The 16,027-nt window shown below is 38.6% G+C and carries 14 protein-coding genes, 1 tRNA gene and 1 pseudogene; 12 read left to right on the top strand and 4 right to left on the bottom strand.

Going from position 1 to position 16,027, the window contains the following annotated elements:
- Nucleotides 1–357: 357 nt before the first annotated feature.
- The 10 genes from rsfS (at nt 358) to AACU33_RS02230 (ending at nt 10,487) form a co-directional block, all read left to right on the top strand.
- Nucleotides 358–819, top strand: a complete 462-nt coding sequence (gene rsfS, locus AACU33_RS02275) for a ribosome silencing factor (RefSeq protein ID WP_096586846.1) — start codon at nt 358–360, stop codon at nt 817–819.
- The gene (locus tag AACU33_RS02270) at nt 816–1,316 is read left to right on the top strand and encodes a CGLD27 family protein (RefSeq protein WP_096586845.1); all 501 of its coding nucleotides are present in this window, start codon (nt 816–818) and stop codon (nt 1,314–1,316) included. The genes rsfS and AACU33_RS02270 overlap by 4 nt, the downstream gene beginning before the upstream one ends.
- An 86-nt stretch (nt 1,317–1,402) precedes the next feature.
- Nucleotides 1,403–2,356 carry an asparaginase gene (locus tag AACU33_RS02265; RefSeq protein ID WP_096586844.1) on the top strand — a complete coding sequence of 318 codons (954 nt, stop codon included), beginning with the start codon at nt 1,403–1,405 and terminating at the stop codon, nt 2,354–2,356.
- A gap of 50 nt (nt 2,357–2,406) precedes the next feature.
- Nucleotides 2,407–2,483, top strand: a tRNA-Met gene (locus tag AACU33_RS02260).
- Nucleotides 2,484–2,696: 213 nt separating this feature from the next.
- Complete coding sequence (locus tag AACU33_RS02255; RefSeq protein ID WP_445291745.1) at nt 2,697–4,136, top strand: YcjF family protein; 1,440 nt, start codon at nt 2,697–2,699, stop codon at nt 4,134–4,136.
- Between the two features lie 184 nt (nt 4,137–4,320).
- Nucleotides 4,321–5,451, top strand: a complete 1,131-nt coding sequence (locus tag AACU33_RS02250) for a DNA cytosine methyltransferase (protein ID WP_096586843.1) — start codon at nt 4,321–4,323, stop codon at nt 5,449–5,451.
- A 205-nt stretch (nt 5,452–5,656) separates the two neighbouring features.
- On the top strand, nt 5,657–6,337 hold the full coding sequence (deoC, locus tag AACU33_RS02245) for a deoxyribose-phosphate aldolase (RefSeq protein ID WP_096586842.1): 681 nt from the start codon (nt 5,657–5,659) through the stop codon (nt 6,335–6,337).
- Nucleotides 6,338–6,470: 133 nt separating this feature from the next.
- The gene (gene recO, locus AACU33_RS02240) at nt 6,471–7,385 is read left to right on the top strand and encodes a DNA repair protein RecO (RefSeq protein WP_096586841.1); all 915 of its coding nucleotides are present in this window, start codon (nt 6,471–6,473) and stop codon (nt 7,383–7,385) included.
- A complete protein-coding gene (locus AACU33_RS02235; RefSeq protein WP_096586840.1) occupies nt 7,372–8,997 on the top strand; it encodes an MFS transporter in 1,626 nt (541 codons plus the stop codon). The genes recO and AACU33_RS02235 overlap by 14 nt, the downstream gene beginning before the upstream one ends.
- 341 nt (nt 8,998–9,338) lie before the next feature.
- On the top strand, nt 9,339–10,487 hold the full coding sequence (locus AACU33_RS02230) for a glycosyltransferase family 4 protein (RefSeq protein ID WP_096586839.1): 1,149 nt from the start codon (nt 9,339–9,341) through the stop codon (nt 10,485–10,487).
- An 88-nt stretch (nt 10,488–10,575) separates the two neighbouring features.
- On the opposite strand, the gene AACU33_RS02225 is transcribed toward AACU33_RS02230, so the two are convergent.
- Nucleotides 10,576–11,019 carry a PIN domain-containing protein gene (locus tag AACU33_RS02225; RefSeq protein WP_096586838.1) on the bottom strand — a complete coding sequence of 148 codons (444 nt, stop codon included), beginning with the start codon at nt 11,017–11,019 and terminating at the stop codon, nt 10,576–10,578.
- Nucleotides 11,020–11,021: 2 nt separating this feature from the next.
- Nucleotides 11,022–11,294, bottom strand: a complete 273-nt coding sequence (locus AACU33_RS02220) for a DUF2281 domain-containing protein (protein WP_096586837.1) — start codon at nt 11,292–11,294, stop codon at nt 11,022–11,024.
- 68 nt (nt 11,295–11,362) lie between these two features.
- On the opposite strand from AACU33_RS02220, the pseudogene AACU33_RS02215 reads away from it, so the two are divergent.
- Nucleotides 11,363–11,575 (top strand): annotated as a pseudogene (locus AACU33_RS02215) (glycosyltransferase); the annotation flags it as partial.
- Between the two features lie 62 nt (nt 11,576–11,637).
- Here the strand turns inward: AACU33_RS02215 and AACU33_RS02210 are convergent.
- Nucleotides 11,638–12,075, bottom strand: coding sequence for a hypothetical protein (locus tag AACU33_RS02210; RefSeq protein WP_339375707.1), 438 nt, complete (start codon nt 12,073–12,075; stop codon nt 11,638–11,640).
- A 1,594-nt stretch (nt 12,076–13,669) separates the two neighbouring features.
- Between AACU33_RS02210 and AACU33_RS02205 the strand changes: the two genes are divergently transcribed.
- Nucleotides 13,670–15,193, top strand: a complete 1,524-nt coding sequence (locus AACU33_RS02205) for an NACHT domain-containing protein (RefSeq protein ID WP_096586833.1) — start codon at nt 13,670–13,672, stop codon at nt 15,191–15,193.
- Nucleotides 15,194–15,214: 21 nt separating this feature from the next.
- On the opposite strand, the gene AACU33_RS02200 is transcribed toward AACU33_RS02205, so the two are convergent.
- Nucleotides 15,215–16,021, bottom strand: coding sequence for a peptidase (locus AACU33_RS02200; RefSeq protein WP_096586832.1), 807 nt, complete (start codon nt 16,019–16,021; stop codon nt 15,215–15,217).
- Nucleotides 16,022–16,027: the final 6 nt, after the last annotated feature.

Genomic DNA, 16,027 nt, shown 5'->3' with positions numbered 1-16,027 from the left:
TGCGATCGCATCCACCTTTGTGGACTAAAAAGTATTACTTAATTAATTGACACACGAGATCTACGGATAATTATTTTTAGCTTGCCTCTGCAAGCTGAATTAGCAAAGCATCATCTCTAGTCGAGCTAGGGTTAAAGCAAGGTATCTAGCCTCTGTAGTCGTTACCCTGCTTGGCTTTTGTCCAAGCTACTTACTCATTAGCTAATTTAGAAGGGCCTGCTTGATTGCTGTTTTCCAAATCCAAACAGACGTTTTTTTTGTTAGTATGCAAAAAAACAGTTTAAACAGCTACAACTTAAAATAGTTGTGAAAAATTGTAAAAAAGTGTAACGAAAGGCATAAAGCACCTGAGGTTTAATGTCTGATTATTTCCAAGGAGACTTCCCAATAAAAGCTGTATCGTTGACAAAGAGTGCGGCCACAAGCCCACAACTCCAAAATGAAGAAGCAAGCAGAAAATTAGCGTTAACTGTTGCCGAAGCAGCATCAGACCGCAAAGCCGGAGAGATTTTATTGCTCAGAGTGGCAGATGTATCTTACCTGGCAGATTATTTTGTGATGATGACTGGCTATTCTAGGGTACAAGTAAGGGCGATCGCGGAAGCTATTGAAGAAAAAGTAGGACAAGATCTGCAACGACATCCTTTGCGGACAGCAGGGAAAGCAGAAGGTAGTTGGGTGTTGCAAGACTACGGCGAAGTGATTGTCCACATCATGATGCCTAAGGAAAGGGAGTTTTATAATTTAGAAGCGTTCTGGTCTCATGCAGAACGTCTAGAACTTCCAACATCTGATGACGGTGGGGGTAAGCCAAAATGATCGATTCCTCGGTTTCCAATTGTCCGGTTCCCACAGAACAGCAACCACTCAACGAGTACGAAGAATTAAAAAGTTCTTGGCTATTTCGTGATTGCGCTTTAAATTGGCGCGAGCATATCACGAAAATGCTTTGGATTTGGGCTTTATCTTGGGTGGTGGCGGGCCCAGTAGCAGCAGCTAGTTTTCCACCACATAAGTATATTGCCCAATTTATTCTGTGTGGTGCAGCAGGCGCGAGTATCGGAGTAGTACTGTTAGTAGTACGATTGTACTTAGGCTGGTTCTATGTAAGCGATCGCCTGTTCAGTCCAACAGTATTTTATGAAGAGTCTGGGTGGTATGACGGTCAAACTTGGATCAAACCAGAGGAAGTACTAAATCGCGATCGCTTAATTGCCACCTACGAAATCAAACCGATTCTCCGGCGCTTGCAACTGACCTTTGCTGGCTTGGCAGGAATGTTTCTTATTGGTAGTATAGTTTGGCATTTGTTGTAAATATTCATTGGTCATTAGTTTTAGACAAATGACAAATGACAAACAAAATAATAAACAAATAACAAAAAAGTGATAGATTTTAACCCATGACAATGGGAAAACGAACTCAAGCCGCAGCCTTAGAAGTCAGGTTGCTCAGGGAAGGCATTATTGAATCGAGGCATATAGTCCAAGCTGTTGTATGCGACGAACGGGGGCGGGTTTTGTCCGTTGCCGGCAATGCGGAAACGGCTGCGTTTGTCCGTTCAGCACTCAAACCATTTCAAGCCCTCGCAGTCACATCCACTGGTACGCTGGAACGATACGACCTTAGCGATCGCGACTTAGCGATCGTTACTAGTTCCCACAAAGGTAGCATAGAACAGGTAAGACAGGTATTTAATATCCTGTGGCGGGCCGATCTTGACCCTAGCACGCTCCAATGCCCAATTCCTGAAGGTAAGCGGAGTCCTCTAGAATACAATTGCTCTGGTAAACACGCGGGAATGTTAGCTGTTTGTCAGCAGCGTCACTGGCCTTTGACTAACTATTTAGAACGCAAACACCCAGTGCAACAGTTAATTCTCAGCAAGGTAGCAGAGTTATTGCGAATGCCATCAGAGGAATTCATCAGCGTTCATGATGACTGTGGCGCACCGACTTACCTAATGCAACTTGGGCAGATGGGTTCTTTATACGCCATGCTAGCCTCTGGTAAGACTTTGGATATGGAGCGCATTGTCCGTGCAATGACTCACCATCCCACAATGGTAGCCGGAGATGGTGAATTTGACACGGAACTTATGCGCTTAACCCCAGGGGAATTGGTAAGTAAAGCTGGTGCTGAAGGAGTACAGTGCATCGGCAGGCTTGGGGAAGGTATGGGATTGGCAATTAAAGTTATGGATGGGGCAAAACGAGCCAAATATGCCGTTGCGATTCATTTGCTTCAGCAGATGGGCTGGATTACCCCCAGCGTGGCGGAAAGCCTAGCTGAAAAGTTTATGATTTTGGGAAAATACAAGCGTTTAGAAGTGATTGGAGAATTATCACTTTTGTAGTTGCCAAAATTTAGACTTTGCGGTTATACTGTATAAAGTACAGAAAACGACGCGGGATAGAGCAGCCTGGTAGCTCGTCGGGCTCATAACCCGAAGGTCAGTGGTTCAAATCCACTTCCCGCCACCAACTAGAAGTTAAAACAAATCCCTGCAATCAATAAAGGTTGTAGGGATTTGTTTTATTCTGGAGTAGAAGCTCGTCAATTAATTTTAAATTTTGGATTTTTGGATCTGTTCGGCACAAAGGAACTGGAGCATAAACCGGAATAAATTTTAATCTAAAATCTAAAATCTAAAATCTAAAATTGGCATAGTCAAAAAAGCGCGGAGAGTCAGAGTTGTGAAGTTACAACGACCAATTTTAGTAGGAGGATTGGGACTGTCCTTTTCTCTGTGGATGTTAGACAGTTGGCACGATTCTATAGTGCAAGTCAGTGAGTTTGGGTTATTGAGTGTCTTGGCAGTGGGTAGTGGATTGTGGTTATTCCAACAAAATCGCCCGAAAGCTAGTGTAGAGCAGCTAGATAGTATGCTGGTAGAAAGGGCAGATGTAGAAAATGCGATCGCTAAAGCTGAAGCTGTAATTAACCAACTAGCACAAGAAGCAGACAACCATCCAGCCATCGGAAAGTTACGAGAACAAGTTAACCAATTACTCTTAGATTTAGATAGGCAAGAAATTAAACTAGCTGTTACTGGTGGTAAATCGGTGGGTAAAACCACTTTGATTGAAGTTTTAAAGTCTAGCTGGCAAGCAGAAATCAAGCAAAAAGTTAGCTTCCAAGAGACAGCGCCTCTATTTATCAAAGCTAGCGATAAGTCAGATACAGATGTTTTGGCAGAAGTACAAACATCTGATTTCGTTCTGTTCCTCAGCAACGGCGATTTGACAGATTCAGAATTTCAGACTTTACAGCAACTCAAAGCTGTAAGTCAGCCGTTTATGCTGGTTTTCAACAAACAAGACCAGTATTTACCTGATGAACGCGCTAGCATCTTGCTGTCATTAAAACAAAGAGTACAAGGAAATTTAGTCGCCACAGCAGCATCTCCCATTCCTATTAAAGTCAGGAAACATGAAGCTGACGGTACTGTACAAGAGTGGTTGGAACAACCAGCACCAGATATTCAGCCTTTAACGCAGCATCTAAATGAAATGTTAACCCAGCAAGCACAAAAGTTAGTTTGGGCAACAACCTTGAGAAAAGCTAAGTTGTTAAAAGCTGAGGCGAAAAACTCGCTAAATGATATCAGACGCGATCGCGCTACCCCAGCTATAGAACAATATCAGTGGATAGCTGCGGCTGCTGCTTTTGCTAACCCAGTCCCAGCACTTGATGTTTTAGCAACTGCGGCGATTAATGCCCAGATGGTAATGGATTTAGGTAATATATATCAGCAAAAATTCTCTTTGGAGCAGGCGCAAACTGTAGCTGGAACAATGGGAAGTTTAATGCTGAAACTGGGTTTAGTAGAACTTTCTACAAAAGCTGTTAGTACTGTTCTCAAAAGTAACGCCGTTACCTTTGTAGCTGGTGGTGTGGTACAGGGTGTCAGTGCAGCTTATCTCACCAGAGTTGCTGGATTAAGTCTAATCGAGTATTTCCAACAACAGGAAATAGCCCTAGATTCCGGCAATAACTTGAATTTAGAGAAGTTGCGGCAAACCTTACAAAATGTCTTCCAGCAAAATCAGCACATGGCTTTTCTACAAGGCTTTGTTAAGCAAGGTGTAAAGCGTTTGTTACCAGAAGCTGCTGTTGAGAAGGCTGTGGGATAGTTTCGCGCAAAGGCGCAAAGTTATTCTTAGCGTCTTTGCTTGCCAATAACTTACTAATAATATTAATAAATAGCTAATTCACTATAATATAAATTATAAAAGGATTTATCGAATACTGATTTTTCATCATTAATATTAATTATTTATTATTTATCAGTATTTTAATTCAATATGTATTGATAAAATGAGTCTTCGCCCTGCTATATTTTCCTTTTTCGCAGGTTCAGGTTTCCTCGACTTAGGTTTTGAAAATAGCGGTTTTAATATTGTTTATGTCAATGAAATATTTCCCCCATTCATTGCAGCATACCGCTATTCACGGGAAATTATGAACCTACCGTTGCCTGAATATGGATATCATCAAGGCGAAGTAGCAGACGTAACTAAACTTCTAGAAGAATTACCAGCTAAACATCTGGGGAAATTAGTCCAAAATTGCCGCAAATCTCATAATATTGTTGGCTTTATTGGCGGGCCTCCTTGCCCAGATTTTTCAATTGGAGGCAAAAATAAAGGACATTTGGGAGACAATGGCAAACTTTCCGCGTCTTATGTAGAGTTAATTTGCCGTAATCTACCAGATTTCTTTTTATTTGAGAATGTGAAAGGTTTATGGCGCACGAAAAAACATCGTTTATTTTTTGAATCTTTAAAGCGACAATTACAAAATGCAGGCTATATATTAACAGAACGCTTAATTAATGCTATTGAATACGGTGTACCACAGGATAGAGAAAGAATTATTCTCATTGGCTTCCAAAATAGCTTAATTAAGGAAATGGGTAGCGATAATTTAGTACCTACAAATTTCTTTCCTTGGGATAATTACATTTTATATCCGCAAGAAAAAGTCTTTGCTTACCCTTGGCGTAAATGCGAACCATTTCAACAAGATTCTATACTTTCTTGCCCTGAAGATATTCTTCCAGAACTCACAGTTGAATACTGGTTTAGAAAAAATAACGTATTGCAACATCCTAATGCTCAACATTACTTTCAACCCAGAGCAGGTATAACAAAATTTGCTTCAGTTGATGAGGGAGATGATTCTAAAAAGTCTTTCAAACGCCTGCACAGATGGCGGTACTCTCCAACCGCTTGTTATGGCAATAATGAAGTGCATTTACATCCCTACAAAGTAAGAAGAATTTCTGTAGCAGAAGCTTTGGCAATTCAATCTTTACCTGCAAATTTCGCACTTCCAGAAAATATGTCACTCACCAATATGTTTAAAACTATTGGCAATGGTGTGCCATATTTGGCATCAAAAGCATTAGCTCAAACTATTCTTCACTTCTTAAGCACTTGTATATAAAATTCTGTTGAGCGTACTCAAGTAAAAAGTGTGTAATGTTAACTTAACTACGTAAGTGATGGGAGCTACTTGGAAAGCCGACATCTAAGACCTATTCAGCAGTATGGTTTTCAGGATAAACTCGTAATAAATGTGGTTTAATATATATATAAGAAATGTTTTAATTTTTTATAAAGTTTAATAATCAATAACTGGCAAAGGCACGATGGCAGCAGACTATCCGGACATTGATATTGCGCCATTTATCGATCACGCCCTGTTAACGCCAACGGCTACTCCAGAGCAGGTTGAGCAATGGTGTGAAGAAGCAGACAGATTTCATTTTGCGACGGTTTGCCTAAATCCCGCTTATGTAAGGCAAGCAGCGGAACTCCTCCACGGTAAAAATCCAAAAGTCTGTGCAGTGATTGGCTTTCCTGTAGGGGCGACGACTTCGGCAGTAAAACTTTATGAAGCTCAAGAAGCAGTGGAAAATGGTGCCACTGAACTCGATGTAGTAATCAACTTGGGTTGGTTAAAATCTGGCAAAACGGAAGAAGTCCACCAGGAAATTGCTGAAATTTGTGAAGAAACTGGGCAACCTGTCAAGGTAATTTTAGAAACTAACCTGTTGACGGATGCAGAAAAGAAATTAGCAGCAGAAATTTCTATGGAAGCAGGTGCAGCATTCTTAAAAACCAGTACGGGTTGGAATGGGGGTGCTACGGTAGCAGATGTGCGACTTTTAAAGGAGATAGCACGAGAAAGAGTAGGAATTAAGGCCTCAGGTGGTATTCGTACTGTTCAGCAAGCACTAGACTTAATATTGGCGGGTGCTACCAGATTAGGTACTTCTCGTGGTGTTGATTTAATCCGCCAGCGCGATAACCTGGAAAAGGTCGAATAGTCGTTTTTTATTGGTTCGCACTCGATGACTAATAACTGATGACCGATGACTAAATGTATGGGTGGGTTTAACGAAATATCGCATCTGCCCTCAAGATTTGCGGGTTTAACCCGCCCTTACGGACTCATGACTAATGACTAGAACTTATCAAGTAACGGGAATTAACCTAAAAACCCAGGCGCTAGGAGAATCGGATAAAATAGTAACAATTTTGACACGAGAGTTCGGTTTGATCCGAGTAGCAGCTCCTGGGGCACGCAAGCACAATTCTAGTCTGGGTGGTAGAAGCGGAATGTTTGTCGTCAATGAACTACTGATTACCAAAGGGCGATCGCTTGATAAAATTACACAAGCACAAACAATCAAAACCTATCCAGGTCTAACTAAAGATCTAGGTAAATTAGCCGCTAGCCAATATCTAGCAGAGATAGTTCTATGTCAAGCTTTAACCGAACAACCCCAAGAAGAACTGTATGAGTTGCTAAACGAACATCTCAATCGCTTGGAAGCATTATCTAATAGTGAAGCGGATATTTTAGCTCATCTGTCTCATGGAGTTTTTCACCTTTTAGCTTTGGCGGGACTCACACCTCAGGTACAAGTTTGTTGCCTAACACAACGTCCCCTGATACCAAATTTTACAGACCCCTACTGGCAGGTAGGATTTAGCATCTCGGCTGGCGGGACAGTTTGCTTGGAAACTTGGGAAGAATTGCGAAGAGAAAGAGAAAAGGAGAGAAAAATCAATTCTTCTGTTGGGCGATCGCCTCGTTCTCCCACAACCCCAGCTTCTACAACCGACTACCAAACAGTTGTGCATCGGCAAGAAATACCTGTGATTTCTCAGCGTTTAAATGCTACAGAACTTGATATACTCCAACAGCTGTCGCAACCAGAGATAATGCATATTAATGCAGCCAAAGATAATGGCTGGTTATCTGTTGAGCAAATTCTGCGCCAGTATGCTCAGTATCATTTGGGTCGTCAAATTCGTTCCGCCACTTTAATCGATTCTTATTTTGCTGCTAACCATGATGCAACCGTCTGATTTGGATACAAAAATCTTGCCTTTATCACCTAGCTACGCCAAAAAACAGAATAGAGCATCAGATTCTACAACACCCAGTCACTTGAGTGCTGTTCCTAAGTCTCGACCCAGTCAAATTAATAACCACGAAATGTTTTCCAAAGACATTTCTCAAAATCATCAAAATTGGACAGCGGAAAAATCAAACTCGCAAGCTACCGAAACACCTGATACACATTCAGCAGACAAGTCAACCAAGACTGAGGCTAATGGCCAAGCAGCTATTACCTCAGAAAACGAGCTGCTAGGTGTCAATGGGTCTGATTCAGGAAAAGACGATCGATCGAGTGATGTTCCCCAAAAGGGGTTTTTACCTGTATTAAAAAACCCAAATTTTCTAGCGCTTTGGGGTGGTCAAGTTTTTTGCCAACTAGCAGATAAAGTTTATCTGGTGCTGATGATTGCTTTGATTAACACTCAGTTTCAAGCCAGTCATCAAAGCATTAGTGGTTGGGTATCAGCTTTAATGATGGCTTTTACTATTCCCGCCGTGCTATTTGGTTCTGTAGCTGGCGTGTTTGTGGATCGCTGGTCAAAAAAGACGGTGTTAGTAGCTACGAATGTTTGGCGGGGAATTTTGGTTTTGGCTATTCCTTTACTTTTATGGTTGACCCATGATTGGAAACCAATAGGAATGTTGCCAGTAGGTTTTTTGATCATTTTGGGCGTAACTTTTTTAGTCTCCACCCTCACACAGTTTTTTGCGCCAGCAGAACAAACAGCCATTCCCTTGGTGGTGGAAGAGCAGCATTTACTCTCGGCTAACTCCTTATATACAACCACAATGATGGCATCAGTCATTGTGGGTTTTGCTGTCGGGGAACCACTGTTAGCGATCGCCGATCGACTTTGGTTGCAACTAGGTGCAAGTGGCGGATTGGGTAAAGAAATTGTCGTAGGTGGTAGTTATGCGATCGCTGGGCTAATTTTAGGTTTTCTTGTCACTAACGAAAAACCCCACGATTCAGCAACAGAATTTCCTCATGTTTTCTCCGATCTGCGTGATGGACTGCGCTATCTCAAAGATAATCATCGTGTCCGTAGTGCTTTAGTGCAACTAATCATTTTGTTTTCCATCTTTGCCGCATTAACTGTTTTAGCTGTACGGATGGCAGAAATAATTCCTAACTTGAAAGCATCTCAATTTGGCTTTTTATTAGCAGCTGGTGGTGTTGGTATTGCGGCTGGGGCAACAATTTTGGGTCAATTTGGTCAACGCTTCTCTTACACTGGGTTAAGTCTGTGTGGTTGTATAGGTATGGCAGCTTCGCTAATTGGTTTATCCATATTCACAACACAGCTATGGATTGTCCTTTTGTTAGTAGCACTTTTGGGTGTGTTTGGCGCATTAGTAGGAATCCCTATGCAAACTGCAATTCAAACAGAAACCCCGGCAGAAATGCGGGGTAAAGTCTTTGGTCTGCAAAACAATGTGATTAATATCGCCCTTTCATTACCCTTGGCATTGGCTGGCGTTGCAGAAACCTTTATTGGATTACAGGCAGTCTTTTTAGCATTAGCTGTAATTGTCTTTTTTGGCGGTATTTTCACCTGGTATACATCTCATAGATAGTCATCCAATCAAAGCAGCAATTCATCATTACCTTGACATAATTGATGATTTACTGAAAGCTGGATTTTTCGTGATAGACTGATTTCAGCAATCATTCACCATAAGCTTTGCTAGGGATCTTTAGTATTCCTGGCTAAATCAGTTGTTATTAACTCCTGTTTATTCAAAGCTGATTAAGTAGAATAACTAATTCAATTAAGCATAGAACTGGCTCTTTTTTGGAAATTAAGATATAGAGTTTTATGATAAGTAAAAAGCCAGTAACGATCGCAGGGTAAAGGCAATACCAAAAGGAAATAAAATTAAATATCAAACCCGCTGTTCTTATAACTGAATAAAGAATGCGTATAGCCTGGATTGGAAAAAAATCACCATTTTGTGGCAATGTCACTTACAGTCGAGAAATTACAAATGCCTTGCTAGATCGAGGGCATGAAGTTAGCTTTCTCCACTTTGCCCAAGAAGAATCTGAACCTGATAACTGGCCAAAATTCCAAGAAGTTCCCTTACCCTTCATTTATAAGTCCCAGGTTTACACAATTCCCACTTTTAAAGCAACGAAAGTATTAACTGATTCGTTGCGGCAAATTAAACCAGATATCGTCCACGCTTCTTTGACTTTATCTCCTCTGGACTTTATTCTTCCAGAAATTTGCGAGCAACTGAATTTGCCCTTAATTGCTACATTCCACACACCATTTGCAGGTAAGGGGGCAAAACTCATCTCCGGAACGCAGCTTTTGGCCTATCAGCTGTACGCACCTTTTTTAGTTAACTACGATCGCGTCATTGTCTTTTCCCAAATTCAGCGAGAGTTATTAGCGCGGATGGGTGTGCGGGAAGAAAATGTGGCTGTGATTCCCAACGGAGTCGATATTACTAAATATTCTCCTGGCCCTTCTCAAATCAAAGCAGAATTTCAAGCCGAACGCTTATTTGTCTATCAAGGTCGGATAGCACCGGAAAAGAATGTCGAATCTCTGCTACGTGCTTGGAAGCAGTCAGACATGGAACCCGATAGCAAGTTGTTGATTGTTGGCGATGGGCCTTTGAAGCCTTCTTTACAGCCGTTTTATGGTACAGAGGAAGGCATTATCTGGCTAGGATTTATTGCCGATGAAGACAGACGCGTCGAGATTTTACGGGGAGCAGATGTATTTATTTTACCTTCGTTGGTAGAGGGGCTATCTTTATCTCTCTTAGAAGCAATGTCATCTGGACTGGCTTGTTTAGCTACAGACGTGGGTGCAGATGGGGAAGTATTGGAGAAAGGTGCAGGGGTAGTTTTAAATACCAAGACAGTGCGATCGCAATTAAAAACCCTCTTACCACTATTCCAAGACCATCCTGAGTTAACAACTGTATTAGGGCAGAAAGCGAGAAATCGTGTCCTAGAACGCTATACCCTCACTGATAATATTACTCAGTTGGAACAGTTGTATCGCGAAGTTTTACTCCAGCGACCTTTACCAGTAAGTCATAGATTATAAGCAAGAGTTCTGATGTAAATTTTGGTTAGCTGCACTGCATCTGAAATTATGAAAAAGTGCAGCTATACTAATTTTTATATTACTTAATTTAAACCCAACTTTGCAAAGAAAACTCTCTTACTTGTCGCATTCGTTCAAAGTCACTATCACAAGAAACAATAATTAGTGAATGGCGTATAGCGGTTGCAGCTATCCAAAGGTCATTTTCACTAATGCCAATAGTATGTAGTTTAGTTGTTTTACGTTTATTTTTGTCTTTGCCAGCAAATTGCTTAATAATTTCCGATTTAAAATCACCGTATATTTCTGTTGTTTCTTTGTCGATTCCATATAGGTTAATTCGGCGCAGAAATAAATTTATTTTGATTAAATTAGCAGCTTTTTCTTGGGAATTTTGCGCCATAAAGCGCAACTCCCCAGCCACAATAACACTCGTTGCCAATTGTACTTGCCCAAGGGAACGCAAGTGATTTACAACGCTAGGCACACCTTCCATTAGGAAGGAACAGTGATTAGTGTCAAGTAGATACACAATTAAAATTCCAGTGGCATACGACTTTCATGAACTAGTTGCAGACATTCTCTAATGTCTGAACCTTCCCAACTTCCTGCAAATTCTAATAAATCTTGGGCAGTAGAACCTGTTAAATTATGTTCCGGTGTAGGTGTTTGAGCAGGTTGTTTATCTGAAGATATGCCAACTTCTTGGCGTTTTGCTTGCAAAAATTGAATAAAGTCTAAAATTTCTTGCAATAAAGGTTCAGATAATTTATCTAATTCTTGGGTAATCTGTTCTTTAATGGTCATTGTTTATATTGGCGTTAAATTATTTATTATTTTATCGTTAGGATATGGTGAGATGGTCGCTGTAGACCGGGGTAGTTTTAAATACTAAGATAGTGCGATCACAATTAAAAACTCTCTTACCACTATTCCAAGACCATCCTGAGTTAACAACTGTATTAGGACAGAAAGCCAGAAATCGTGTCCTAGAACGCTATACCCTCACTGATAATATTACTCACTTGGAACAGTTATACCGCGAAGTTTTACTCCAGCGACCTTTACCAGTAAGTCATAGATTATAAGCAATAGTTCTGATATAAATTTTTGTTAGCTACACTGAACTAAAGAGTATATGAGAGTGCAGCTATACTGTTGAAACCAGATCCTTACTTTTAATTTGCTCAAGGGCTTGATCAAACGCATTAAGCTTTGCCGATGAAGCTGCGCCATATAGTAGCATACCATTAGAATTTATAACAAACAAGAATTTTTTGCGTTCTTTAAAGAATAAACAATGAGAATATTCTGTGACAAAATACGCCAGAATATTTCCATCAGAAATTTTGAATATTTGTTGCTCACCTGAAAAATTAAAATACTTTTGGGGCCTTATATCTTGATCATTAATATTAGGTAGATGTCTAATTACCTTTTGCGTAGGAGTCAAACTTAATTCGTATAAATACATAATTACAAAAAAAATTCCTATTAATATTACAAAGCATCCAATTATATTGCCAATTTCATAAGTAGCTTCAACAATATTTGCTACTGTAATTGAAACACCCGATACTATTCCCATATGTAGCGATGGTAGCAGGAGTAGAGCTAATATAATCAATAGTGTAGTCAGAAGGAAATTCATAATTAAAACAGGGCTAGATTAAAGCCTATAATAATGTTGTGTTGATTTAAAGTTTTATGTCACAAGTGCTAAGTATTTCTGTTAAATACTAAAAAAATCTAATTCTCATATTATTAGGCAATTCAGTTGGATGAAAGGAAACCGAAGAACAATAGAATAATACACAAAAGTACTGTTGTCGCTCCTGCATTAATACTGAAAATTACAAAATTCTTATATAGTTTGTACCATGAGCTACTTGAATTCTCAGCTTGTGATATTGTCATCAATCCGTCAGTCTTTTTTGAAGAAGGAGTCTGAATTGTAATATAGCATTGAGAAAATGGACTACATTTTGTATTATAAACTTCCCCGTGATTATCACTATTGAAAGTGTCATTGTCATTGAAGGTTTTATGAGTTTCCAACTTTGGACTAAAATCTAACTTTGGATTAAAGATAAAACCTTGAGCCAGAGCCTGTTGAGGCGAAAAATATTCTAGGTGCATGAAAATAATAGTGAACAGCACGATTGTAAGAAGTTGTTTCTTCATCATTACTTTTATTTTGTCTTTACTAACAGTAGAAATCAAAGAAGAGGAGTCCGTATGATTCCTCTTTATTGAGTTAAATATCGGACTCCCAATTAGGTAGCTACCTACTTAGAACCATGTACCGTTACTTTGACATGTCAATTCTCTACCGTCCACGGTGATCTTTGATCCTGGAGAATATTGATGCCCGTGATAAAAGCAATTTTCGTAGACTACTGTATCTAAAGGATTAGCCAAAGCTACAGGTGACATTAAGATCATGCCTAATATGCACAATAAACTAGTTGCTAAAGTAAGAATTGAGACTTTTTTTTGAACCTTGGAAAGCATCGTAATTTCTTCTTATTTGTTGTCGTTATACCTTTTCTCTCAAATCCAGCAAATTATCTGTCGCCTCGTTTTAGAGAATTGGTTGTAGCTAATTTACCAAAGCCTCTTTCCCCGAAGCTACATCGCTGTTGCCCCTCTTTTATCAATTTAGGGAGAGAATAATCTGGAACGCTTACAGCATAAGACTTTTAGCAAAAAACCATGATTTCAGCCATTGTGTTAGAAAATAAACGCTCAAATGCCCGTTCTATCTACAGTTCAAAATTTGGCTTTGATTTTTTTTCCCCAGAGTGACAAAACAGGGTTACGCTGTACTAGCCAGTTAGGTAAAGGCTCAAAAGACTTAGAAATAAGGATTTTTGGTATTAGAAGCGTTCATTTCCCCGAACTCCTCAAAAAATATTTTTTATTCACTATTGGAAAACCATCTACGTAAAAATGATGGAATGCGTGAACCTTGTATTTGGATGGTTATCCAGAAATATGAGAATTTTGAGCCAAAAATTGTTGCTTTTGCTAGGCATTAGATTTTTTATATGTTAAAATTTATACATATTACTTCAGAAATCTGTGTAGGATTCTAAAGTTTAGCAATTTTAGGCACTTTAGAAAAGTCAAGATAAATTCATAATTATGTTATCGAAACAACTGATACAGGAGATATATTAATGCCAAGCAATGGAGCGAGTCATGGTAAAGACACGCAAATAAAAGCTTATTTTTTGTTTTATTGTTTACTTAATTACGTATATTCGCTAGATAAAGGTAACAAAATAGAATCTCTAGAGGTCGAGCGAAAGAATAAAAATAAAGATTTACTGGTATGTCTCACATTAAAAAGTCTTGCTAAACTTTTACTTCAAAGTAAGGATACAGAACAATTCATGAGAGCATTTCCAGATAACAATGAGAAAATAATAAAGGAGCAAATTGACCATGTACTAGAGTCACTAATTAAATGGGAATGGATTGAAAAAATTTTTATTAACACAACTGGTTTTAGAGCTTATATATTTAAAAATTTCTTTGAAATCTCTGAAGAAAATAAATTTAATACACTATGGAATAATTATAAAAAAGGACAAATATTGCAAATGAATAAAGACCTACCTGAAGCTTTTCAGGATCTCATTAAATCTCATACAGAAAAATATACAGGTGGACACCATATCTTAGAAAGAATAAACGATTTTATTAAAAATAATGATGATGGATATTTTATTCTCGAAGGAGAGCCTGGTTCTGGTAAAACAGCCTTTGTTGCTAAGTACATTAATGAATATTATCAAGAAACACAAAGAGCAATTGACAAAAATATTAAGTATCTCTGCTATTTTCATTACCGAGCAAGAACGCAAGTTAATCCTCTAGAAAATTTTCTACATTATATTTGTAACCAACTAATAGAACAATATAATGGAAAAATAAAAAGACTTGGATACCCATCTTGGCTAGCACCTGACGATACTATGAATGTGAATGTATTAACTGATATATTAAATAAAATTAGTATTATCCTTAGTCAAGAAAAATCTAAACTTATTATTGCGGTTGATGCTTTAGACGATGAAAATTTTAATATATTAAGTCTGTATATTGCTTTGCCTACAAATATTTATTTTATTTTGACCCAAAGACCAATTAAAATACCAGAAGATTTTCTGACATCTGGTATAAATTCAAGTCATATTCGGCTAATTGATATTGAAAGCGAAATTAAAAAGGATATAGAAAGCTATATCAGAAGAGTTATAAAAGACCAACAACATATAACTCAAATAATAGAAAAAAGTGAAGGTAATTTTTTATATGTAAAATCATTAATTAATCAGATAGATAAAGGAGAAAAAATACATAGTGAGGATGATAATCTTTCAAAGAAATTAATGAAAGAACTCAAATATTTCTATAGAAACCATTTAATTAAAATGGATATTAATAATCCCTCTAATCATCAATTAAATGAGTTAAAAAGTAAACTTCTTTACATTCTAGTTTATGAACAACCTACAATATCTCTTTCAAAGCTTGAAATAAAATTTGAACATCAAAAATTGTTGTTATGGGAAGTAATTGAACAGTGGAAACCTTTTTTAGATGAGAAACAAAAGGAAAATGATATTGATTATAGTTTGTATCATTCTCACTTCCGTGAGTTTATAAAGGAGGAAATTATGGCTGAAAAAGCATAATTGAATAGTAACTGTATTTAGTTATTTCTCTACCAAAGACCATCCCAAACTGCTTGGCTGTTCATAAACCCGCTTCAAAGTATTCACATCTCTAGCAGAAATCGCTGGTGGTTGGCGAACTTGAGAAAAGTATAAAGCATCGGTTTGTAATGGACTATGCCCCCAAATTCCCAAAGCATGGCCGAGTTCATGACGCGCTGCGGCTATGACATAATTACCAGTCTGGCTAGGACTCAACAATATAGTGAAGCGGTGTAATAAAACTTTGTTGTTGGTATATAACTCGTAGGTAGTTAAAGCAGAACGCGCACGGGGAATTTTATCGACAGGAGAAACTTGCAGAGGTGGCGCTTTTCGGAAAATTTTAATATCTGCAACCTCTGGTTTTTCCACTATCAATAAAGGTAAATAAGCATTCCACTCTTGCACAGCTTGTAAGACACTGTTAACCCAAGCTTGAGCTTGCTGGCTGTTAATTGCTGTTGGCGTTTCTACGTAAACTTTAATAGGAAACTGTGACCAAACCAGATAACCAACTTGGGTGGCTGTTATTTGAGGAAAGTAATCGCCACTGTTGGTATTATCTTGCCATTTGGCTAGCGTTGGCGGTAGAGGATGAGATTTTGGAGTAGGAAATGAAGAGATAGGGAGAGAAGCGAGTAAATCCCTAGAATATGGCGTTACTTGGGCAAAATTAGCATTTACAGGAAGATACGTAAAAATAACTAGCAGCCCTGTACCTATCACTAAGGTAAGAATTGCTAGTAACTGTGAGGTAAATAAATTTTTTAGGGGGTTGGGTGTTGGGTATTGGATTTTTTGCCCCATGTCCCT

This window comes from Calothrix sp. NIES-2098 (genome assembly GCF_963875125.1).
Classification (GTDB): domain Bacteria; phylum Cyanobacteriota; class Cyanobacteriia; order Cyanobacteriales; family Nostocaceae; genus Aulosira.
The sequence above is the reverse complement of the archived record's forward strand: the minus strand, read 5'-3'. Positions and strand labels throughout refer to the sequence as shown.